Raw genomic sequence first — 21,633 nt, forward strand, 5'->3', positions numbered from 1 at the left:
CTTGACCGCCTTCGCAGAACGCCCAGAGCTGCCCGGCCAGATCGAGTCCCGGCTTCGCGTCGAATATTGGCGGGTGCGCATCTACAGTGTCGGATTCATCGTTTCCTACCTGCTCTATCTCGGCTCGGGAGGCCTCGAACACTGGCCCGCCGTCGCCGCTGCCGTGCTCCTCATGACGTCGTTCGGCGCATGGAAGATCCACCACCGATGGCTGCGAGGTGGCATCATCGCTGGAACGATTCACGCGCTGCTGTTTCCGTTGATCGTGCAGGCCCTGTCGGCCGGCGAGCCGATCGTCGCCCTCGTCGCCCGCCTTCCCGTCTGGCCCCAGCTTCTCGTCACGCTCATCGCAAGCCGTGCATTGACGAGCGAAAATCATCTTGCCTTCGCCCGCTTCTGGCTAAGGCCGCTCGACCGGACCGGGCCGGTCGAGATGCAGTCGACCGCGGCGCCGGTCGCCCTCGCCTGCTTCCTTATTCTGCTGCTCTACCTGGTGATCCCTCACGTCATGGCACCCGGCCTCGGACCGGTGCAATCCGCCGTCGTGTCGGCCGTGCTCGGACGGACCGTCGTGCATAGCGCCATCATCTTCCTGTTCTTCGTCGTGATAGCCTCGATCTTCGAAGCCGCGCATTTGCATGTTGCGGACAGCCGGGTCATCGCCGGTTTCAGCCGCATGATCGAAACCGAGCGCGACAAGGGTCGTCACCCCGATCTTTCCGCCATCCTGACACGGCAGCTCGCACCAGCCGCCCACACCCGTGCGGTCCGGCTGCTGAACGCCGCGATTGACGGCGCAGGACCGGAGGTAGCCGCTCCGTCGCGCCTGGCGGCCCTGTCGTTCGACCGCTTCCAGTCGGCGTCACGCCAGTTCGTCCGGTCGCTGTTGCCGCTGCTGCCGTTGCTCGGTTTCCTCGGCACGGTGATCGGCCTGGCAAGCGCAATATCGGACCTTCCGCACGACCTGAACGCGTCGTCGGGGCACAACATCGACATTTCCGCAAGCCTCGCCGGGCTCGCCGTCAAGTTCGAGACCACGTTGCTCGGATTGATTGCGAGCATCGTCTGCTCGCTCGCCCTTGGTCTGCTCGAGAAGCGGGAAACCGAGCTGGCCGCCATGTGCATGCTGATCGTGGACAACGCGCGGGAAGCCCGATGATCAACCCGCCCAACGGCTTCGAGGCCGTCATGCCCGATCGCGACGAGTTCGATCCCGTGCTGGCGAGCGATCCGCTGGCAGATCTCCTGCTCAGCGTCGCGGCGGTCATCGTGCTGGCGGTCCTTGCCGTCCTGCCCAGCCTGCCACAACGAAATGCATCGACGGCAGGCGCCATCGGAGCGCTTCCGGCTGACGTCGACTTTCAGCTGGAGGGGCGCCGCGTCACGCCTTGGCTGGCAACCAGAGCCGGACTTGCGATCGACGGCTCCCCGGCCAATCTGATTCCGCTGGACCGGATGTTCCTCGACCAGAGCCTGACCGCGGCATTGCAGGGGGTGCAGCGCGCCAACGCGCGGCTGGTACTGTTTATAGCGCCGGACGGCAACGAAGCCGCATTTCAGTTCGAGGTGATCGCGAGCCGGCATGGCATTCGGCGAATGCGCCAGGTGCGGCTGGAGGCCGGTTGCGAACGCGCCATCGTGGCCCACTGCATGCGGCAGCCTCCCCGTTCGGAACAAATCCGATGAGATCTCCGCCGGTCGGCATATCCGCCCTGACCGACATCGCCGCGAACCTGTTCGCGTTGATGCTGCTCGTTCTCATCCTGCTGCTCGGCGTCCGGTCCGGATCACCCACCTCAGCCACGAGCACGCCTTCTCCGGTCGACGTGGAAAATGACCTCGTCAGTGTCGTCCACACCCCGCTCGGCAGCGAGGATCTCTTCGACCTTCTGTTCGAGCGCCGCCAGGAGTCGGACTCGATCCGCATCGACCTGCTCAACCAGGGGATCGTCGTGACATCGCATGGCCAGACCGAACGCCTCGGCCTCGCCGACCATTTGGCGCAGCACCTCGCACGTCTGGTCGCCTCCCGCAATGTCCCGATCGGACTCTACGTGTTCAGCCCGCGCTTCTACCGCGACGTGCTTTCAGCCCTGGAGGCATCGGGCGCGACGTGGCGCGAAATGTCGGTGCCACAGGCGTTCAGGAGCAGTCTGGCTGCGAGCGACCAGGGCTGGTCCGACGATTTCATGGGGTTGATCTCGACACCTTCAGATCGCGTGCAGTTCCGTCGTGGGCTTGCCCGCCTGCTCCAGTCGGGCAGCGGCGAGGCATCCGCACGAACATTCCCGGCCTCAGGCGGCCAACCACAGCCAAGCAGCGCCGGCGAACGGATCGCGCGCTGGTCGCGGGCGGCCCTCAACGCGACCGTTGTCCTGGGTGGGCTGCTCTTCATCATATGGGTCGAATTCCGCCGACGCCGGTCATTGTCGGCCGATACGGCGTAGCGAGAAACGGAGAGAGCCATGTCCTTCGACAGCGATCCGATCCAACGCACCGCCCCGCCACTGCCGCGCTTTCAGACCGAGGCGGGCGGCCGGGATCCGCTGCCGCTCGGCTCGCCGCTGGAAGCGAAGAAGCAAATCGACGCCGCGCACAAATTCGAGAGCTATCTCGAAGGTCACGCGAGGCGAACTTCTGAAATCCGGGCCGAGGACCGTGCGCTGCTGTTCAGCACCCTTGCGCATCTGCGCGAGGAGAGCGTCTATTCGTTCCAATTCTGAAAGGTAGCGGCCGCCGGTCGTCCGGCACCCGCGAAGATCACTCACGGATACGCATCGCTCCACGCAGCTGGCGCGTGATGTTCTCGATCTGGTTCGACGCCCTGATCACCCGCGGCGTGATCAGGACGATCAGCTCGCGCCGATTCGTATCGTCACCGACCTGCTTGAACAGTTCGCCCAGCACCGGAATGCTGCGAACCACGGGAACCCCCGTCTCGGTTCGACTGACGCCTTCTTGCATCAAGCCACCGAGCATGACCGTCGCACCCGATTGCACCATGATGTCGGATTTCACCTGGCGGGTCGCGATCGTCGGGGTCAATCCGCTGGTCGTGGCATTCGGTACGGCATCGCTGACCTGCTGGTCGATCGTCAATAGCGCCGAATTGTCGGCGCGAATCTTCGGCGTGACCTCGAGAACGATACCTGTGTCCTTGACCGTGATCTGCTGCGTCACGGTAGTGCCGGTGTTGAGCTGCGCAGTCGCCGTCGACGTCGAGAACGGAATCTGATCGCCGATGACGAGCCGCGCGGTCTTGCCGTCGACCACGGTCAGATATGGCGTGGAGATCACCTTCACATTGGTGACGTTCTGAAGGGCCCGCAACACCACCTCGGCCGTCGCCCCCTGAACCCCGAACGTGGCGTGCACGTAACCACCGCCGAGATTCGCAGTGGCCGCGCCGTTCGGCGATGAGCTGACCGTCACACCATGCGAGGAGAGAAACGCCTCGACGCCGCGGGACAGCTTGTCGGTCAATTTCACCTCAGCCACCGTCGCCTCGATCACCACCTGCGCCTGCGGCACGTCGAGCACCTTCAACCGGTCTCTGATCAGCTTGAAGAGCGAATAGGACGAGTAGACCATCACCGTGTTGTTGCGCGTGTCGGCGACGAACTTCACCGGCGGAGCGCCCGCCACCGCGACGGCCACCGGCGTCGGGCCAGCAAGGCTTGAGGCAATGGCGGCAGCGGTGTTGCCATTGCCGGATGGTGGCGCACCGCCTGCCGGCGGCGATGCGCCGCCGCCCAGCGCAAAACCGGGGCTGCTGAAGCCGCCCTCTTCAGGCGCGACGCCGCGAGGCACCTGGATCGGAGGCACCGGGGCCGCCGACGGAGCAGAAGCCGCGGCCTGGCCGGGCTGCGCGCTCGCGGCCACGGGCGCCGCCGCAGGCGCGGCCGCGGCCGCCGAGACGCTGCCGCTTGCGGCGTAGATCGCCGTCAGTTGCGGCACGATCTCGTCGGCGCCGAGATGGATCAACGGAATGATACGCAGCGATATGTCGCCGCCGGTGTCGCGATCGAGGCGCCGGATCAGCTCCTTCAAACCCTGCAGCGCACGGCGATCCTTGGTGCCGATCAACAGCGCCTGCTGGTTATCGAGCGGAACGATGGTCGCGGCCTGCGCCTGCGAGCGGTAGAATTCCCCGAGCTGCTGAGCGATCTTCTCCGGCGAACTCTGGCTCAAGGGAACGATCGCGACGCGGTCATCGCCGAGGCTGCTGTCCGAGATACTCACGAGCTCCGCGATCTTGTCGAGCTCGGTCGCCGGCGCCTTCACAACGATCGAGCTGCCGCCGCTTGCGGCAACCATCGTGATCTCCTCGGGCACCAACTGCCGCACGAAGGCGATCACCTCATTGGCGGTGCCCTTGCGCAGCCGCAGCACGCGGGTCACCTGGTCGGTGGTCCGCCCGGGCGCTACCGTCTGTTGCAGTCCCGCCATCACCTCGGAAGTGGCGATCTGATACACACCGTTCATGTAGCGCATCTCAAGGCCATTGCGGCCGAGCACGTCGCGTACGACCTGCAACACCTGATTCTTCGATATCGGCTGCTCGGTGCGGAACGTGACCGACCCGCTCATATCGTCCGGCGCAACGTAGTTGACGCCGAGCGCACCGCCGAGCATCTGCTTCAGGAAGAAGTCGAGCGACGTCTTCTCGAACTTGACCGTGACCTTCTCGTCCGGATCGAACTTGTTGCCTCCGGCCGATCGAATCTCCGCAACGTCCTTGCTGGTCGCCTCTTCGTCAGCGGGAACCTCGACCTTCAGCGAGCCGGACCAGGCCGAAATCGGCGAGCGCGCTGCCGGGGGTTGATTGACCCTGCTCGGGTCGACGTTGGCGCCACGGCGCACCTCAGGCCCCGTCCAAAGCCGGGAACTGTCATCACCGCGATAGACTGTCTCCCGCGTCGTCTCGGCAGACAGCACACCGCCGTTGCAGCCCCTGAATTCGAGCTGATCGGGCGGAAGGTTGGCCCGGTCCGCGCAGCTATCGGCGTTCAGGAATGCGCAGCCGGACATCAGAAGTGCAGCCGCGATCAGCGCCGCGACTGTCGCAACGGCAGGGCGCCCTGCACGTGTCATCAGAGGGCGGCCCTTCTTTCGTGCGGCAGCGGGACGCACGAGAGCATCACGCGATCCTTCCGGCCGCGAACAAGTCCGGCTTGGCGCATGTGGCTCCTGCCGATAGCGACGGCTCGGCGAACCGGTGACAGCCTCGAATAACTCTCGCCAGAAACATACTTCAAGCTCAAATCTCCAGGTCCCGCGGCCCAATATCGCCGCCGGCGCAAACACGACGGGCGCCCCCCCGACCTACTCCTTGCCAGAGCAATGAAATCCGGGCGTCCTACGTTCGAACGATGCGACGCGTTTTCTCCACCACTCCGCCAACGGTCAGCGAGAGCTGTTGCAGGAAAGCCAACATCGCGCGCCATTGCGTCCACTTGCACGATCAGGAAATCGAACGATGCAGCTCGTCGAGCCGCGACAGCGCCTCGTCGAGCGATTGCAGATCGAATCGCGGCTCATCCATGTCGATCGCGAGCGCGAGTGCGCCATCGACCGCCAATCCGGCGTGCACCATGGCTCCGCTGAAGGGATCGTAGCCGGCAACGACAAGCAGATCCTTCAGCACGGACGAACCCGTTCGACGCGGCAGACGCGACAGGCAGACGATGATCCGCAAGCCGTCTTCCGCCGCCAAGATCGACAAAGTTCCGCGCTCGGCGAATTCGAATCCGTAGCTGAAGTCTGGAGCCGGGCGGGCGACAATTCCGGCGTTCCCGGCAAAGGTCTCGATGACCCGCCGCGCCATCACGGAAAGCTGCGCCATCTCACCCTATGCGGCCGACGCGCCGCTGGTCTCTTCATAGAAGCGTTCCTCTTCATCGGTGAGTCGTTGGCACAACGCGCCGAGTGCCAGATGCTGCAGCATGCGCTCCTTGGCGTTGGACCAGATCCCGTCGGGCAGTCTGCTGTGCAGGTCCAAGAGACCGTTGGCAAACACCACCTGGCTCGCGAGCGCCGCATTGGCAACCGGACCAAGCAGAGCGCGAGAATCGGAGGGGCCGACCACGGGCTTCGCACAGAACAACAGCAGCAACGACGTCAGCTTGATCGGCTCGGGCCGCAATTCGAAGCGCGGCAGATGCGGCTCCGTCAGACGCAACAATTCGCGCGTGTCTTCATACGCGCTCCTCAGCTGCCAGAGCTTCTTCAATTCGGCGGTCAACGAGCGCAGAAAAGCGCGATCGCTCTGCCGTGTCACGCCCGCCAGATCGCTGCCGATCTCGGCGAGCAGCGCCGGCAGGCTGCTCTCCAGCCCGATCTCGACGAGTTCCTCGAACAGCTCGCCGAGATTCCTCCTCTCGCGAAGCCTCTTGCGGTAGCGCCTGCGCACCGCGGCGGGGCTCGTTTCGAGCGATTCCGCAGCAAGCAGGGCCTCCTGTGCCGCTATCACTTGCGCCAACGTGGCCTGTGGCACGATTCCGTCCAGTCTGGCCGACAGCAGGCTCAACATGTTGAGGAAGGCAGGATTCGCGCCCCTGGACTCGAAATAGCCGCGCGCCAACGCCACGGCCGTGGCCTTGTCTGTGACGCTGCCGAACTTGCCGAGCGCCTGCGCGAGCTTGTTCTCCAGATCGTCCTCGTCCCCGGTCTGGCCTTCGCCGTCACCGCCACCACGGCTGCCGTCGCGGTCCCCGATGGTGCGAACGCGCTCGCTGTCGGCTTGCCCCGCCTCCTGCTCGGCAAGTGCATCACCACCTTCAAGCGGCTCGCTTTCCTCGACTGGGTCTTCGTGCGCGGTATGGCCGCCGGCCAGGTCCGCAAGGCCATCGAGGAATTCGAACATGCGCGGCAGCGCCGTCTTGTCGATCTCGGGCAATTCGGCGAGCGTCTCATAGAGAGACGCCGTCGTCACCGCCGGCTCCTGCTGGATACGGCGCGCCAGGTCCTGGACGTTGGTTCGGACCGTCGTCACCATGCCGGCACCTTGGGCCGCGGCCTTGGTGATCACCGCGTTCTCGAGCGTCGGCCGCACGGCCTCGCTGCGATAGCTGCCCTGCCGCTCGGCCATCAGTCCGGTTCCGACTGGCGAGCTGGCGTTCTCGGTGGCGATCGACTGCCGAACCGTCTCGACCGATACTGCCACCACGCTCTCCCTCGGCAAACCGTTTTCCTTCCGACGATATCAAGCCGATCGCGCATGGCGTGTGCCGTAGATTACAGGCTCTGTGTCCGCCAAGTGGAACTATCGTGACGCACCTCGTCATCGCGAAAACCTGATCGACGTTTCCACCAGGCGTCATTCGATCGAGGGATGTTGGGCATGAGGTTTGGTGATAGATCCGCTTGCAGCAGGGGCATTCATTTGGATCGCCCATACTTTTGATTTTTTGTTTCGGGAGAATGGCCGGTGGCAACCATAGGCTTGACGGATTTTTCGCAACAGGCGGGCACCCCAAAGGTTGGACGGCTTGAGCCGAGCGAAGCGGCGGGCCAGCGCTTCTCCGCCGCAATGGAAAGAACCGCGACGAACCGATCCGCTGCCTCACCGCCCCCCGAGGCCGCAACCTCGACACGTCCCCCTGAAACGACGGTCGCTGCGAACAGCGGAACCGCCGCCGACGCGCAGGATCGCGCGCGCCGCGCGCTGGACCTCAATCCGCCGAAAGCGGCGGCGACGCCCCACGGCGACACGATCCTGCACGGGCTGCAGAATCTGCGTGGCGTGTTCGACAAGCAGGAGGCACGCATCAACAATCTCGCTTCGGCGCGCGCGGCCGACACCAACACGTTGCTGTCCATGCAGATGGAGGTCGCAAAGTTCTCCGTGCTCGTCGACGTCACCTCGAAGCTGACCGGAAAGTCGACACAGGCGCTCGAGTCCCTGCTCAAGGGCCAGTGACCTCCGACGACAGTCGCTTCCAGGACTCAACAGCAAGCGGAGCTGCCCGCATGGGCCTGCGTATCAGGGCTTTGATCGTTCTCGCTACGCTCGTGCTTGCGGGATGCCAGCAGGAGGTCTACTCCAATCTGTCCGAGGCCGATGCCAACCAGATGCTCGCCGTCCTCACGGCCAACGGCATCGCGGTGGACAAGGCCTCCAAGGGAGCCAAGGACGGCTTCGCCATCTCGGTCGACCAGCGCGACATGTTGCGCGCCATCGCGCTGCTCAAGGATGCCGGTTATCCCAAGAGCACCTATGTGTCGCTCGCGAAGGCGTTCGAAAAGACCGGCATCATGTCGACGCCGTTCGAGGAGCGGGTCCGCTACATCAATGCGCTCGGCGCCGAAGTGTCGCAGACCTTGAGCCAGATCGACGGTGTGGTCTCGGCGCGGGTTCATATCGTGCTTCCGGATTCCCCGACCCTCGGCCAGCCGGTCAAGCCGTCTTCCGCGGCGGTCTTCATCAAGCACCAGCCCGGCGTCGATCTCGACTTCTTCCAGCCCCAGATCCGCCGCTTGGTTTCGAGTGCGGTGGAGGGGCTGGATTACTCGGCCGTGACCGTCGTGCTGATGGACGCTACACCAACCAAGCTGAGCACCGCGCCAACGACCGACCGGCCCAGGACCATCGAGGTGCTTCCCGGCCTGAGCCTCGTCGAAGGCAGCCAGGCCCGCTTCTGGCAGATTGCCTCGGGAACCGGTGCGCTGCTCGTCGTCCTGCTCGCCCATAGCTTGATCTCGCTGCTGTCGTGGTGGCGCAGCCGCCGGCAGGAACGAGGCGGCCGATCGCCCGCAACGGCCATGGCCATGGTGGAGCCGTCGTGACAGCGGCCTTGGCAGCGGACTTGGCAACGCGAGCCGAGGAGCTCCCCGACCCGGCGCGGCCTCCGCTCACCGACATCCCCCCGACGTCGGATCCGCGCGCGGACAGCAGAATGCTGGAATTGGCCGTGCGTCTGGCATCGCTGCTACGACGTCCGATCGACTACATCGACCCGCACCAACGCACGCTGACTCCTCTTGATCCCGGGGTGATCGGCGCCATGGCCGATCATCCGGCGTTTCGCGCGCCGATCAACCGCGCCATCGCCGGCCAGATCGGTTTCGACGCTGTCCCGATCGACGATGCTATGCTCGGCCGCTTGCTCCGCGCTCCATCCTCCCGCCTTGCGGTCGTCATCCTGACGGCGCCGATGGACGAGGTCGCGCACGTGGCTCGGCTGGTCGCAGCCGCCATCCTGTCGCGGCGGATCCGCGGCACGGTCATGAAAGCCGATCGCGAGCGGATCCGCGATGCACTCGGCGACGGCGTCTTCGAATTCGCGATCCAGGAAGTCCCGGTGCTCTATCCGGCTTTATGCGAGCTCGACCTGACCTCGCGCAACGAGTTGCGACAGCCGACCGGCGAGCATGGTACCGTCGGGCAGATCGAACAGCTCGGGATGGCCGCGCTCGGCGGGTTTCTCGACAGCACCGAGCCATCGCTCGCCGGCCCGTTTACGCTCCGCCTGCCGCCGGCAACCAACTATGCCGGGCGCACCAGCGCCGTTGGACGTTTCGAGACAATCCATTGTGATCAGATCGTGAAGATCGTGCGCCGGAGACAGCAGTCGTGGTCGGCTATTATCGATTGAAGGAATTCGACTACGCGCTCGCGGCCGGCGCCCATATCCTGCCGCGTTCGGAATTCGCAGCCATCGAGCAGGCCAATCGGCTGATCGCGGATGCGGAAGCCGCGGCAGCGGAACTGCGTTATCGCGCAGAACTGTCGTATCAGAGCGAAACACGCCGCGGCTACGAGGACGGTCTCGTCGAGGCGCGAATTCGGTCGGTCGGCCAGCTCATAGAGGAGAGCCGTACGCTCGACGTGGGACTGGTCGCGATCGAGCGCGATCTGTCCCGCCTGGTCGTCGAGTGCGTCCGCAAGCTCGTCGACGGGTTCGACGATTTCGCACGGGCCGAGGCGCTGGTGAAGGCTGCGCTGCGGCAGATGCGCCGCGAGAAAAGCGCCGAGCTTCGGGTCTCGCCGCATCTCCATGCGCATTTTCGCGAACGTATCGCGGCCATTCTGCACGAATTCCCGGAAGTCCAGCTCGTCGACCTCGTCGAGGACCCGACGCTGCAGGGATCGCGCATCATCCTCGAAACCGGTGTCGGACGCGTCGACGGCAACATTGCGGAACGGTTCGCCGAGCTCGAAGCGGTCATCCGCAGCGCGCACGCGAAGGCGGCCGCCGACGTGCTCGACGCTCTCAGCAACCACAGCGACGCTTCGAACGAGATCCGGCCATGAACAAATATGCAGGCTCGACCGATACCGCCGCCTTCGACGTCGCCTCGATCCGCGCTGCGCGATCGGCGCGGATAGGCTCCAGGCTGGCCGGCTTCGTCACCGATCTGCAATCGCGGATTGTCAGCTTCGAGCCGTTTCATCTCACCGGCCGCGTGCGCAAAGTCGTCGGCACCATCATCCACGCCGCGGTTCCGGACGTTCAAATCGGAGAGATCGTCGAGCTCTACACGCGATCGACCGGCAGCAGCCTGCTCGCCGAATGCGTCGGCTTCCTGCAGGAGGAAGCGCTGTTGTCGCCCATCGGCGAGACCCATGGCGTTTCGCCGCGGACCGAGGTGCGTCGCACCGGCCGCGTGCAGTCGGTCGCCGTCGGCCCGGGACTCAAGGGCCGGGTGCTGGACGGGCTCGGCAACTTCATCGACGGCCGAGCCGAGCGTTTCGAGCCCGAGGCCTGGTATCCCGTCCACAAGGGCTCGCCGGACCCGATGAAGCGGCGGGTGATCGACCGGCCGCTAACCACCGGCCTGCGCGCCATCGATTCCCTGCTGACGCTCGGCGAGGGCCAGCGGATGGGCATCTTCGCAGCAGCCGGTGGCGGCAAATCCACCCTGCTCTCCATGATGGTCAAGGGCGCCCATGTCGACGTCACGGTGCTGGCGCTGATCGGCGAGCGCGGACGCGAGGTTCGCGAATTCATCGAGCATGACCTCGGTCCCGACGGCATGGCCAAGGCGGTGCTCGTGGTCGCAACCTCCGACAAGAGCCCGATGGAGCGCGCCAAGGCCGCCTATGTCGCCACCGCGATCGCCGAATATTTCCGCGATCAGGGCCAGCGCGTGCTGTTCCTGATGGACTCCGTAACCCGCTTCGCGCGCGCCCAGCGCGAGATTGGCCTCGCCGCCGGTGAGCCGCCGACCCGGCGCGGCTTTCCGCCTTCGGTGTTCGCCACACTGCCGAAGCTGATGGAGCGCGTCGGCATGAACGACACCGGCTCGATCACCGCGCTCTACACCGTCCTGGTCGAGGGCGATGACATGAACGAACCCGTCGCCGACGAGACCCGGTCGATCCTCGACGGCCATATCATCCTGTCGCGAAAGCTGGCGGCGGCAAGCCACTATCCGGCGATCGATATCCTCAACTCCAAGAGCCGCGTAATGGATGCCATCGTCCCGAAGCGGCAGACGGTCATGGCGCGGAAGGTGAATGCCTGGCTCGCCGCCTATGCGGACATCGAGCTCTTGGTGAAGGTCGGCGAATACAAGAAGGGCTCGGACCCGCAGTCGGACCTCGCGATCGACAAGCACGAGCCGATCAACCAGTACCTGCAGCAGGCGACCGACGAATTCGACGACATGGAGACGACCCTCGCCAAGCTCACGGAGCTCACGTCGTGATCGAGCAGCTGAAATTGCTGCTGCGGCTCAAGGAGCTGAAGCAAGACCGTGCATTGCGCGCCGTGAACACCAAGCGCATCGAGGCGTCCGCCGCGCTCACCGAGCTCGGCCGCGCGCAAAGCCATGTCAGCGACAGCGAGAGGACGTTACCGGAGCGCGAAGATGCCATTTACGAACCCATCATCGGGCGCGTCATCGGCCATGACGAGATCGAAGAGACCAAGGGTCGGCTATGGCAGCTGGAGAACCAGCACGCCAAGCTGGTGGATGCCTCCGAGCGCGCCGTGCACGTCCACGCCCGCCTCGAGCGGCAACTCAAGGACGCCGTTGCCGCACACCGCCAGTCGATGAAGGAGCGCGACAAATACTCGATGCTCACCGACACCGTCCGCGACCAGGCCCGCAGCGAGGCGACGTACCGGGACGAGATCGAGATCGAAGACATGTTCAGCTCGAGACGCAGGAGGCCATGATGATCAATATCGGCAGATCCGGCAACGGCGCGTTGCCCGGGAACGGCCTCCTGACGCCGAACGAAGTCAGCGTCGACGCCCGCACCGGTCCTCAGGCCGACCTGACGGACGGTGGATCCCTTGATTTCGACGAAGACCCCTCGGGCTCATACGCAATGACGGATCGCGAGGCCGGCTTTCTCCGCAGCTTTCGCGCTGCCGTCCGCGAAGCGAAGCGCGATTCAGAGGGCCAGAACGGCCAGGAGCAGCAGACGCCGGAGCCGCGCGTGGTGGCCGTCGCCGAGCAGCCGCGCTGGACCGGATTGCCGACACCGGCCGACGCAGTCCCCGCCCTCGCCGCCGCCGCATCGTCGACCGAGGCAATCGTGAACGCCGTGACGGAAGCGATCGACCGCTCGATTCGTGCCGAGATGGCGCCCCGGGATGGCGTTCCGCTGAAACTGGCTCTGGCTTTTCCGCAGGAAGGCCTCGGTCTGACGGGCCTGTACATCACGCTCACGCCAACCACTCTGGACGTCACCTTCGAACGCGTCGGCCCGGAGCTCTCGGAAGCGCTGATCCGTGCCGCCGAAGCTCTCGCGGCACGGCTGTTGACGCGCCAGTCCAAGAAGATCGTCCGTATTCTCGATATCGAAAAGCGTCCTGAGACGGCAGATCGGCAGCCCGAGGCTCCGCCGCCGCCGCCCAGCCTGTTTCTCTGATGGCCCCCCATCGCAATGATCGCCGCCTTGCGCCCATGACCATCGTTCACTGGCAGCCGCCTGCGCTTTCGAGCGCCTTCAAGGACCACGAGCTGTGGAACGCGATCCTGTCGCATCGCGACCTGCCGCTGTCGCAGGGCGCCTCCGCCGCAGCGTTTCGATTTTCGGCGATCGATCCGCCCGATCCGGTAACGCCGGCACTGCTGCTGCAGCCGGACGGCGGCCCGCTCTTCGCGGCCATCATCGATTCCTTCCCATTCACGGCGCTGTTCGGCGCCGACCTCGAGATGCGTGACGTTCACGACCTGCCGCCTGCGCTGCGCAGCTGCATCGAGGAAGGCGTGGTCGGAACCATCTGGGATGCGATTCCCGAAAACCACATGGGCCGGCCGAAGATCGTCGCGCGCGGCGCATTGGAGGACGTATCCCGGCGGATCGGCGAAAGCCTGCAATGGTTGTCGGTCAGCATCGATCGCATCGCAGACGAGCCCGTCAGGCTGTCGATCGGCGCGGCGATGTCCTCGTTCACCTCCGTGGTCGCGGCGGGAGCGTTTGCGCCTGCGGCAGTCAACAGGGGATTGACGGAAAGCCTGGCGACCGAAGCCTGCCACACCCTCGGAAGCCTGCGGCTATCGTACCGCGATCTCGCGGCACTCCGGCCGGGAGACGTGGTTGCGCTTCCGCAATTGCCGCCGAACCTCATCGTGCTGCGGGCGCAAGGCCGCGCGCATGCCTTCCGCCTTACCGGCGAAACCTGGGTTTGCCTCGGCCACGAAGTCACCGAGCGCTACCGACGATCCCTGCTCGAGAGGGTGAACAGCATGTCTGAAGACCACAATCCCCTGCCCCGGATCGGCGATGATCCGCAACCGGATGTCGCCACGACCGAGACGCCCGTTGCGGCGATGGCCGAACTCGGCGTCATCGTCGATTTCGACATCGGCCGCATGAGCATCCCGCTCGCCCAGGTGCAGGCGTGGCAACCCGGCGCCGTCGTCTCGCTCGATCGTCCCGCGCTCGATAACAGCATCGAGGTCGCGATCCGCGCGAACGGCCAGCTGATCGGCATCGGCGATCTGATTCGCATCGACGAGCGCATCGGCGTGCGCATCACCCGCGTCATGTCGTCTTCGACCTAAAGCACCGGCGGCACGCGACCATGACCGATCCCTTCAATCTCATCCTGATCCTCGGGGTCGCCGCGCTCCTGCCGTTCATCGCCGTCGTGACCACGAGCTTCATCAAGCTTTCGGTGGTGCTGTCTCTGGTCCGCAACGCGCTCGGCGTCCAGCAGGTGCCGCCGAACATCGCGCTCAACGCGCTCGCGATGATCCTCTCGGCCTACATCATGGCGCCTGTCGTCATGGAGACGTACGACCTCGTCAGCGCGGCAAAGCCGAACTACGGAACCGCCGACGGCCTGAAGACCGCCTTCGAGACCGGCCGCGGCCCGCTGGAGCGCTTCCTGGGCAAGCACGCTTCTGGGCGCGAGAAAGCCTTCTTCCTGGAATCGGCGCGGGAGCTCTGGCCCAAGAACCTCTCCGACGGATTGACGGCGGACAACATCGTGATCGTCTTGCCGGCCTTCACCGTCAGCCAGCTCCGCGAAGCCTTCGAGGTCGGATTCCTGCTCTACCTTCCCTTCCTCGCCATCGATCTGATCGTCACCAACATCCTGCTGGCGCTCGGCATGATGATGGTCAGCCCGCTGACGATTTCACTGCCGTTCAAGCTGTTCCTGTTCATTACGGTGGATGGATGGTCTCGCCTGATCCTTGGATTGGTGAAGACCTACTCCCACTGACCGCTCTGTTCGGCCGCTCCCAGGAAAGATCGCCATGTCCCCCAATGAAGCCGTGCACCAACTGAACGAGGCGATGATGCTGGTAATGGTTCTGTCGTTGCCGCCGATCCTCGTCGCTTCCGTGGTCGGCATCCTCGTCGGTCTGCTGCAGGCGCTGACCCAGGTGCAGGAACAGACCATCTCGTTCGCCGTCAAGCTGATCGCGGTCGCCGTCACCATTGCCGCCATGGCCGGCTTCCTGGGCAGCGAGATCTTCACCTACACCATGAACCTCTTCAACAACTTCCCGGCGATGACCTGAGGCTCCCGATGCAGGCCGTGGTCGAGGTTCTTCGGGTTTACACCGACTATTTCCTGGCGCTGCTGCTGTCCCTGCCACGGCTCTACGCTTTTCTCAGCGCCTCGCAGCTATTGAACTCGGCCGCCGTTCCCATGATGCCCCGGACCGCGACGATCCTGTCCCTGGCCCTGATCGCGGTTCCCATCAATCTCGACTATGCCATGAGCTTCGACCGCTCCGCCGCTGCGCTCGCGCTCTATTTCGCCAAGGAATATGCGGTCGGCTTCCTGGCCGGCTACGTCGTCGGATGGATGTTCTGGGCCATACAGGCTGCCGGCGGGCTGATCGACAGCCAGCGCGGCGCGGCCGTGGCGTCCGCGATCGACCCGCTGCAAGGGGAAGAAACCTCACTGCTTGGGACTCTCCTGTCCCAGGCCTTTCTGACCTACGTGCTGTCCACCGGCGGATTCCTGCTGGTGCTGGGTGTCGTCTACAAATCCTACGCGATATGGCCGGCGACCAGGGCTGTTCCGATCGCATCGGATCTGTTTCCCGGAATGATGCTCGGCCTGGTCGACATCGCCATGCGAATGGCCTTCGTGACCGCCGCGCCCGTGCTCGCCGTGATGTTTCTCGCCGAATTCGCCCTCGCGATCGTCAGCCGCTTTTCGCCCCAGGTGCAAGTCTTCGTGCTGGCGATGCCGATCAAGAGCGTGCTCGCGATTCTGGTGCTCGTCTTCTACGCGCCAATCCTGATGCCGTTCGTCGAGCGCCAGTTCGCCTCCTTCGACCGCAACGTGGGGCAGATGTACGAGCTGCTGAAGCTCGGCGACCGGATCGGCCGGCCCGCCACCGAGCCCGCGCCGGGAGGTCGCAAATGAGCCAGTCGACGGGTGAAAAGACCGAGCCGCCTTCCCCGAAGAAAATTCGCGACGCGCGCGCCAAGGGCCAGGTGGCCAAGAGCCAGGAGGTCGTGACCACCGCCTCGCTCGCCGCCGTGTTCGCCACGATCTGGTTCAACTGGCCGAACATGATGGCACGCCTGGTCGGGCTGCTCGACCAGATTGCGTACCTGCAATCCGGCAGCTTCAGCGACACCGCGGCAGCGGCGATCGCGATCACATCGCACGAGACGGTGGCGATCCTGCTCCCGATCCTCGGCGCCGCACTCATTGCCGGCATCTTCGCCAACTATTTGCAGATCGGCTCGATCTTCGCACTCGAAAGCCTGATGCCGAAGCTGGAGAAGGTCAGTCCGGCTTCGGGCCTGAAGCGCATCTTCTCCATGAAGCAACTGGTCGAGGTGCTGAAGTCGCTGGTGAAGATCAGCTGCCTCTCCACCCTGCTCTACCTCGTCATCAAGAGCGCGATCGGCCCCTACATCGTCTCGCTGTCGTGCGGGTTGACCTGCCAGACCTCGATCACGATCGCGATGCTGCGCGATCTGCTGCTGTATTCCGCCCTGGCGTTCGTCGTCGTGGCCGGTTTCGACTTCATGTACCAGAAATACAGCTACACCAAGGGCCTCATGATGTCGAAGGAGGAGCGCAAGCGCGAATACAAGGAGAGCGAGGGCGACCCTCACATCAAGGGCCACCGCCGCAGATTGGCGCAGGAGCTGGTGATGGGCGACGCCGGCCAGAAGGCCCGCCGCGCCACCGCCGTCGTCGTCAATCCCACCCACGTGGCGATCGCGCTGCACTACGACGGCGACAAGCTGAAGCTGCCGGTCGTGACGGCAAAAGGGCTCGGCAGCCAGGCTCACGTCATCCGCACCGAGGCCGAGTCTGCGGGCGTGCCGATCTTCCGCAACGTCACGCTGGCGCGCACGCTGTACGCCAGGACCGACCTCGAGGATATCGTGCCCGACGAGCTGTTCGATGCCGTCGCCGAGGTGCTGGTCTGGGTCCAGGCCAACCGGCACCTGCTCTACAAGGGCCCGCTCGCGCGCGGCGTCATCGACATGGACGCCGGCGATCACCGCCCCAAGCCGTAGCCGATCGGCGCAATTCGGGGGTGCCGTACTTGTCCCCGCGACAACTGGCGATCACGGCCCTCGTGGAGCACAGAGCATCACTTCGAACCGCTCTCCAGCCTTTCGCCAAGTCTCTTGAAGGGAGCCTGAAGACTGGGGTCCAACGTGACCGCATATTTGATGCAGCCAACGCGAACTGCCCTCGCAAGCTCCGCGCGATGCGGTCCGTGATTTTGATCGATCGCGGTTGCAACTCGTCTGAGGACGAACAGAGCTTCGTCGGGCTTACCCAAGTGCGCGATCATCCCGGGAACGCGATCCAGGTGATTTTGCAGTTGGTTCATCGCCGACTGCATCGTGCGCGGCGTTCCCTCGCGCACGATGAATTTGAGCACCGACGCTCGCTGGACGGCGCCGAGCTTCTCGCTGGTCAGGTTCGCGATCTCGTCTTTCAGCTGCGCCTCCTGACCCGCATATGGCGCGAGATCCGAAACGGCTCTTCCGATGATCGCCTGGTCGCTCCTCGGGTCGGCAAGCAGCCGATTGAGCGTTATGGTCAGCGCTTCTGCATAAACCTTTCTCTCGGTCCCGTCGGGCATGGTGCCGATCACCTGCGCGAGCGGCAAAGCCGCAGCTTTGGCCTGCGAGATATCGAGCGCTTCGATCGCTTCGAGCAGTGGACCGGTTTTGCCGCGTTGATCGATACTCAACATCTCCCTAGCGATGATCTGCCGGGTTGCAACCTTGTCGGCTTCGGTATCGCGATGAGCGGCGAAGTAAAGCAGGCTGGTGAGCTTCGCCGCGCGGTCCTTCGCATCGGCAGGGCTCTTGAACGCGTGATCGAAGTCCTCGAGCGCCTTCAGGAGCGTGGATGGCCGCTTCGTGGCCGGCGCTCCTGCTCCGCTCGCGAGGCCGTCTGGGCTGACGAAAGCCGAGGCGGGCACGAGCGGCCCCTTCGGATGAGCGGCAGGCGAGCCGATCGCGCCAACATGCAGGTCCGCAACGATGGTCGCAGGCGTCGCGGGCTGGTGCGCCGAAATGCCCGACGAGATGCGGCCTTGCGGCCCGGCCGGCGCTGCATGATCCGGGACGCTCTGTATCGAATTGCCAGCATCGGCATGCGGAGGTTGGGTTGTTTCGATCATCGGATCTGCTCCAGTCCCGTCACTTGTTTCCATCAAACGCATGGCCGCTAGGGGCGGCATGCAGGCAAGTTCATCATCCTAGTGGCGTTGCCGCCGAGCGATGTGCCGGACGTCACGCCAACTCGCCAGCCGATGCGCAGGCCTCGCCTCAAATGTCGTTCAGGTCTCCACGCCTGGTAGGCGCGAGAGACGGCTGTTGCGGCGGCGACTGGACCGACAGGCGCAGCCTGACGTCGATGACGCTCGTCCTGTCGTCGAATGCCTTGATTTGTCCCGGCGCCAAATGCTGCGTGCCGGTGGCATCGACGTCGAGAAACGGCCTGTCGCGACTTGTGCCGCCACCGAGAACCACGAACGTCCCTTCGTCCCCGGGCGCGCGGACCGGTTGCTCGCCCTTCTTCAGGACGCGGATCTCGATGCCTTGCTCGTGAGCGGCCCGCAGGAATCGAACTTCGGATTTCAGCCTGGCCGCCAGGTCGGGCACGTTCTTGTGATCGCTCGCGACCTTCTTCAGCAACATATTCAAGTCCTGTTCGCTGGGACCGCCCTCCCGTGCCACGATCCGGCTCAATAGCGGTTGGTCCGAAGACAGAGCATCGGTCCACAGCACCTTCACGTCTGCTTTCGCCAGGACAGGTATCAGCTTCATCGTCATGCCGCGGAACATGTCATCGACATGCTGATAGTCCAGCCGCCGGTCCGCAAGTCTGTCGGCAATGGATCCCGCCATAGCCCACGATCTGCTCACGGACGAACTCGGACGCGTCGTGCGCGTCGATCACACCGGTTTTTCCCAGAAGCGGCAACTCCTCCGTGGTCACGTGACCAGCCCGCTGATCCGCGTGAGGCACGCGCGCCGTCCAGGCAGCGGGAATCTCCGCCGCGCCCGCCGGGGGATCATGCAGCACGCCCGGCGCGTCGCCTTCGCCGAGACGCCAGGCCGGAATGGTCGACCCCGGATGAACCGGCGCGCCATCCTGCACAGGCGCCGCGTAGGCTCCGTGCTGGCCGAGAAGGACGCTCTGCGTCACCTCCTGGTTCAGGTTTCCAGGCGCGACGCTCTCTTTGCGAACCGTGTCATCCACGCGGCCACTCTCCGCCGACGATTGGGCAACGGACGCCAGGGGCTGGCCTGCGCTTGCTGACACGGTCATGAGACGCTCTCCAGATATCCGCGGCGTCCATGCTGGCGCCGCGATCGAGGTCGCCGCAGCGGCACCTCCGGTCAGATCTGGCTAACGCATCGTGGCGCCGGGTGGAGTGCGGTAGATGACAGCCTATTTCTGGTTCAGCCAGTTCAACTGCTGGGCATAGATGACGGTCGCGTAGCCACCCTTCTGCTGGATCACGGAGCCGAGCTCGCCCACGAGCGCGAGACGGCTGGCGCCGTCGGGCGCTCCGCCCTCGCGCATCCGCTCACCGCTGCGGGTCTGCACGTAACGGCCTCCAACCACGCTCGCGCCGGAAACGTCCAGCGCATAGGGCCGATAATCCCGCAGCAGAAACCGAATGAAGTCCGGATTGCGCGGCGCTTCGTTCAAATAGAGCGAGATCACCGCAGTGTCGCCCGGAATGCGCGCAAGGCATTCGGTCGCCAGCCTCGGGTCAAGTGCAGCCTCCAGGATGAACGCCTGGTCCTCCTGCGCAAACTCCGTCAGCGAGTAGGAGTTCGAGATGCTGAGCAGATCGAGCCAGAAGATGGCGGTCGGCAGGTTCTCGGTCGTGAGCCGCGAGCCGACGCGGCAGGCGTTGGCGATCCCCTGAAGATTGGCCGTCACGAGCAACGGCATGTATCTCTCCACGGCCTTGTCGCGGTCGGTCTGCTCGTCGCCGTTGCCCCGCCGTGCGATTGCCAGCCGCTGCTGCAGCAGGAACTCGAAGTCCTTCGCCAGCGCATCGTCGCCGCCTTTTCGCCAGCCCGCCAGCAACTCGTTGGCACGCTCGGCGAGCCGCAATGGATCGGCGCTGACGCGGGGAGCCATGAGGCCGCCCGCCGCCGCTTTCACCGATCCCGTCGGCTTGGTATCCGTCGCCGCCAGCTGCGGCGAGGAGCCGGCGAACAAGTCGTCGATCCGGTATTGCCCTTGCAGCAGCTTGTCGCGGTCGAGCGCGCGGTCACCGCTCGCCTGCGCGCCGAGCGTGACCGGCAGCGTCGCCGCTCCCACCAAGGTTCCGTCCGGCTTCTGCAGCTGGACGAACGACCGCAGCGGAATCTCCTTGCTCAACCGGCGCGAATAGGACGTCAGAAACCCGACCCAGGAATCGATCTTCTCGATCGGGAGAATGCCGCTCGCCTCGATCAGTTCGCCATCGAGCCGCAGCAGCACGAACTGCTCGATCTGCGCCGTGCGCGCGATCTTCTGAACTTCATCGAGCAGCGTCCGGCCGGTCCGGATCCTGGATTCGACGGCGCTCAAGCCCGCGATCGACGCCCTCAACTTCTCCACGAACTGCCGCGCGGCCTCCTCGTTGAGGACCACGCCGTCCAGCGCGAGTTCGCCGTTTGGGGAAAGCGTGTAGCTAACCTGCATCTTTTCGGACTTGATCAGCCCCTCGATCTCGCTCCTCAGCGCCTCCAGCACGCCAAGGCGGAAATAGACCTGCGCGCCGGTCTTCTCGACCGCGGCCACCAGAGCGCGGCGTTCGAAGCCGTCCTTGACGAAGCCGGTCGCGAACACGGTGCCATCGACCTCTCGTTTCAACGCGACCGGCTTGCCGAAAGGGAACTGATCCAGCGCTGCACGCGCCACCCGCTCGGTGTCACCTTGCTCGACCCTGGGCACCGGGTGCTCCCTGCCGCCGACGGCGAAATAGCTGACGCCGACCCCGATGATTCCGAGCAGCGCCGCAATCGGCATCGCCAATCGTGCGGTTCGGCCGTTCAGCTTCAATGCGGATGGCAGTGCCATCGCGAACGCCGACAGTCCCCTCTTCCGGACCTCGCTCTTCGGTTCGTTCTGCTCAATCAGGGTGGTCCAGTTGGCATTTGGCGGCGCCAGAACGAGGCGCATCATGCCGACGGTGATGATGTCCAGCGGCTCGACGTCGTGCCACTCCGAGCCCGCGGCGATATCGGTTGTTCCGCCGACCGTCACGCCGCCCGAGCCGCCCGCAATCTCGATCTTGCCCGGCGTGATGCGCAGCCTCGCCTGCCCGCCCTGCAGGCTGACGTCGATCAATTGAATGTCATCGTCGTTTCCGGAACCTATCGAATATTCCCCGGGAACGAGTGAAACCTCGGCGCCGACCTGGACCCCGTTGAGGATCTTCAGGATGACACGGTCGAACAATTTCGATTCATCCATCGCCAGCAATCCGATCCGTCTGTAAGCCGCTACGATTCCGGATCGTCCGTTTTGCTCCACGGCGATCCCGCCACATCCTCCGATCGAAGGATTGATCGGCGCGCGTTTGCCGATATTTCTCTTAGTATGAAACGCGCTCCCTGTTTGCTTGGACAATTGCGACCGCCACTTCGACAGGAGCGCACTCACCATCAACTTCGTGAGGCCGGCCTCTGCTGCAAGCCGAATTTGACCGTCGATCGCGTCGATACGTGATGCTGTTCACTAACGACAGATCACCTCCGTGCGACGCTTCGAC

At 64.7% G+C, this 21,633-nt stretch carries 23 protein-coding genes; 16 read left to right on the forward strand and 7 right to left on the reverse strand.

Features of this window, described 5'->3' with window-relative positions:
• The first annotated feature begins 1 nt into the window (after position 1).
• The 4 genes from AABA86_RS15000 to AABA86_RS15015 are packed head-to-tail and all read left to right on the forward strand — an operon-like array spanning position 2 to position 2,723.
• Positions 2-1,159 carry a MotA/TolQ/ExbB proton channel family protein gene (locus tag AABA86_RS15000; RefSeq protein ID WP_338307344.1) on the forward strand — a complete coding sequence of 386 codons (1,158 nt, stop codon included), beginning with the start codon at positions 2-4 and terminating at the stop codon, positions 1,157-1,159.
• On the forward strand, positions 1,156-1,686 hold the full coding sequence (locus AABA86_RS15005; RefSeq protein ID WP_338307345.1) for a hypothetical protein: 531 nt from the start codon (positions 1,156-1,158) through the stop codon (positions 1,684-1,686). Before AABA86_RS15000 ends, AABA86_RS15005 begins: the two co-directional genes overlap by 4 nt.
• Positions 1,683-2,447: a hypothetical protein gene (locus tag AABA86_RS15010; protein ID WP_338307346.1), complete on the forward strand. Its 765-nt coding sequence runs from the start codon at positions 1,683-1,685 to the stop codon at positions 2,445-2,447. Before AABA86_RS15005 ends, AABA86_RS15010 begins: the two co-directional genes overlap by 4 nt.
• Positions 2,448-2,465: 18 nt before the next feature.
• Entirely contained in the window at positions 2,466-2,723 is a 258-nt protein-coding gene (locus AABA86_RS15015; protein ID WP_338307347.1) for a hypothetical protein, read from the forward strand.
• Between the two features lie 37 nt (positions 2,724-2,760).
• Here the strand turns inward: AABA86_RS15015 and AABA86_RS15020 are convergent, their stop codons facing one another.
• The 3 genes from AABA86_RS15020 to AABA86_RS15030 all read right to left on the reverse strand — a co-directional run bounded on the left by AABA86_RS15020 (position 2,761) and on the right by AABA86_RS15030 (position 7,090).
• Entirely contained in the window at positions 2,761-5,094 is a 2,334-nt protein-coding gene (locus AABA86_RS15020) for a hypothetical protein (RefSeq protein WP_338307348.1), read from the reverse strand.
• Between the two features lie 370 nt (positions 5,095-5,464).
• Entirely contained in the window at positions 5,465-5,845 is a 381-nt protein-coding gene (locus AABA86_RS15025) for a hypothetical protein (protein WP_212252520.1), read from the reverse strand.
• Between the two features lie 6 nt (positions 5,846-5,851).
• Complete coding sequence (locus AABA86_RS15030) at positions 5,852-7,090, reverse strand: hypothetical protein (protein WP_338307349.1); 1,239 nt, start codon at positions 7,088-7,090, stop codon at positions 5,852-5,854.
• 339 nt (positions 7,091-7,429) lie between these two features.
• Here AABA86_RS15030 and sctI point away from each other — a divergent pair, with 339 nt between their 5' ends.
• The 12 genes from sctI to sctU all read left to right on the forward strand — a co-directional run bounded on the left by sctI (position 7,430) and on the right by sctU (position 16,906).
• The gene (gene sctI / locus AABA86_RS15035) at positions 7,430-7,921 is read left to right on the forward strand and encodes a type III secretion system inner rod subunit SctI (RefSeq protein WP_212252524.1); all 492 of its coding nucleotides are present in this window, start codon (positions 7,430-7,432) and stop codon (positions 7,919-7,921) included.
• Positions 7,922-7,971: 50 nt separating this feature from the next.
• On the forward strand, positions 7,972-8,787 hold the full coding sequence (gene sctJ / locus AABA86_RS15040; RefSeq protein ID WP_338307350.1) for a type III secretion system inner membrane ring lipoprotein SctJ: 816 nt from the start codon (positions 7,972-7,974) through the stop codon (positions 8,785-8,787).
• Between the two features lie 110 nt (positions 8,788-8,897).
• The gene (locus AABA86_RS15045; RefSeq protein ID WP_338307351.1) at positions 8,898-9,596 is read left to right on the forward strand and encodes a hypothetical protein; all 699 of its coding nucleotides are present in this window, start codon (positions 8,898-8,900) and stop codon (positions 9,594-9,596) included.
• Positions 9,575-10,255 (forward strand): type III secretion system stator protein SctL, encoded by a 681-nt coding sequence (sctL, locus tag AABA86_RS15050; RefSeq protein ID WP_338307352.1) that lies wholly within the window; start codon positions 9,575-9,577, stop codon positions 10,253-10,255. The genes AABA86_RS15045 and sctL overlap by 22 nt, the downstream gene beginning before the upstream one ends.
• Positions 10,252-11,652: a type III secretion system ATPase SctN gene (gene sctN / locus AABA86_RS15055; protein WP_338307353.1), complete on the forward strand. Its 1,401-nt coding sequence runs from the start codon at positions 10,252-10,254 to the stop codon at positions 11,650-11,652. The genes sctL and sctN overlap by 4 nt, the downstream gene beginning before the upstream one ends.
• Positions 11,649-12,125 carry a type III secretion system stalk subunit SctO gene (sctO, locus tag AABA86_RS15060; RefSeq protein WP_338307354.1) on the forward strand — a complete coding sequence of 159 codons (477 nt, stop codon included), beginning with the start codon at positions 11,649-11,651 and terminating at the stop codon, positions 12,123-12,125. The genes sctN and sctO overlap by 4 nt, the downstream gene beginning before the upstream one ends.
• A complete protein-coding gene (locus AABA86_RS15065) occupies positions 12,122-12,826 on the forward strand; it encodes a hypothetical protein (RefSeq protein WP_338307355.1) in 705 nt (234 codons plus the stop codon). The genes sctO and AABA86_RS15065 overlap by 4 nt, the downstream gene beginning before the upstream one ends.
• A 35-nt stretch (positions 12,827-12,861) precedes the next feature.
• Entirely contained in the window at positions 12,862-13,965 is a 1,104-nt protein-coding gene (locus AABA86_RS15070) for a FliM/FliN family flagellar motor switch protein (protein ID WP_338307356.1), read from the forward strand.
• 20 nt (positions 13,966-13,985) lie between these two features.
• A complete protein-coding gene (sctR, locus tag AABA86_RS15075; RefSeq protein ID WP_212252537.1) occupies positions 13,986-14,630 on the forward strand; it encodes a type III secretion system export apparatus subunit SctR in 645 nt (214 codons plus the stop codon).
• A 34-nt stretch (positions 14,631-14,664) separates the two neighbouring features.
• On the forward strand, positions 14,665-14,931 hold the full coding sequence (gene sctS, locus AABA86_RS15080) for a type III secretion system export apparatus subunit SctS (protein ID WP_212252539.1): 267 nt from the start codon (positions 14,665-14,667) through the stop codon (positions 14,929-14,931).
• Between the two features lie 8 nt (positions 14,932-14,939).
• Positions 14,940-15,791, forward strand: coding sequence for a type III secretion system export apparatus subunit SctT (gene sctT / locus AABA86_RS15085; RefSeq protein ID WP_338307357.1), 852 nt, complete (start codon positions 14,940-14,942; stop codon positions 15,789-15,791).
• Positions 15,788-16,906 (forward strand): type III secretion system export apparatus subunit SctU, encoded by a 1,119-nt coding sequence (gene sctU, locus AABA86_RS15090; protein ID WP_338307358.1) that lies wholly within the window; start codon positions 15,788-15,790, stop codon positions 16,904-16,906. Before sctT ends, sctU begins: the two co-directional genes overlap by 4 nt.
• Before the next feature lie 77 nt (positions 16,907-16,983).
• Here sctU and AABA86_RS15095 read toward each other — a convergent pair whose 3' ends face one another.
• The 4 genes from AABA86_RS15095 to AABA86_RS15110 form a co-directional block, all read right to left on the reverse strand.
• Positions 16,984-18,030, reverse strand: coding sequence for a hypothetical protein (locus AABA86_RS15095; protein WP_338307359.1), 1,047 nt, complete (start codon positions 18,028-18,030; stop codon positions 16,984-16,986).
• 148 nt (positions 18,031-18,178) lie between these two features.
• Positions 18,179-18,760 (reverse strand): hypothetical protein, encoded by a 582-nt coding sequence (locus AABA86_RS15100; RefSeq protein WP_338307360.1) that lies wholly within the window; start codon positions 18,758-18,760, stop codon positions 18,179-18,181.
• Complete coding sequence (locus AABA86_RS15105) at positions 18,699-19,184, reverse strand: hypothetical protein (protein WP_338307361.1); 486 nt, start codon at positions 19,182-19,184, stop codon at positions 18,699-18,701. The genes AABA86_RS15100 and AABA86_RS15105 overlap by 62 nt, the downstream gene beginning before the upstream one ends.
• A 123-nt stretch (positions 19,185-19,307) precedes the next feature.
• Entirely contained in the window at positions 19,308-21,335 is a 2,028-nt protein-coding gene (locus AABA86_RS15110; RefSeq protein WP_338307362.1) for a hypothetical protein, read from the reverse strand.
• Positions 21,336-21,633 lie beyond the last annotated feature (298 nt).

Source organism: Bradyrhizobium sp. TM233, assembly GCF_036247965.1.
Lineage (GTDB): Bacteria > Pseudomonadota > Alphaproteobacteria > Rhizobiales > Xanthobacteraceae > Bradyrhizobium > Bradyrhizobium ottawaense.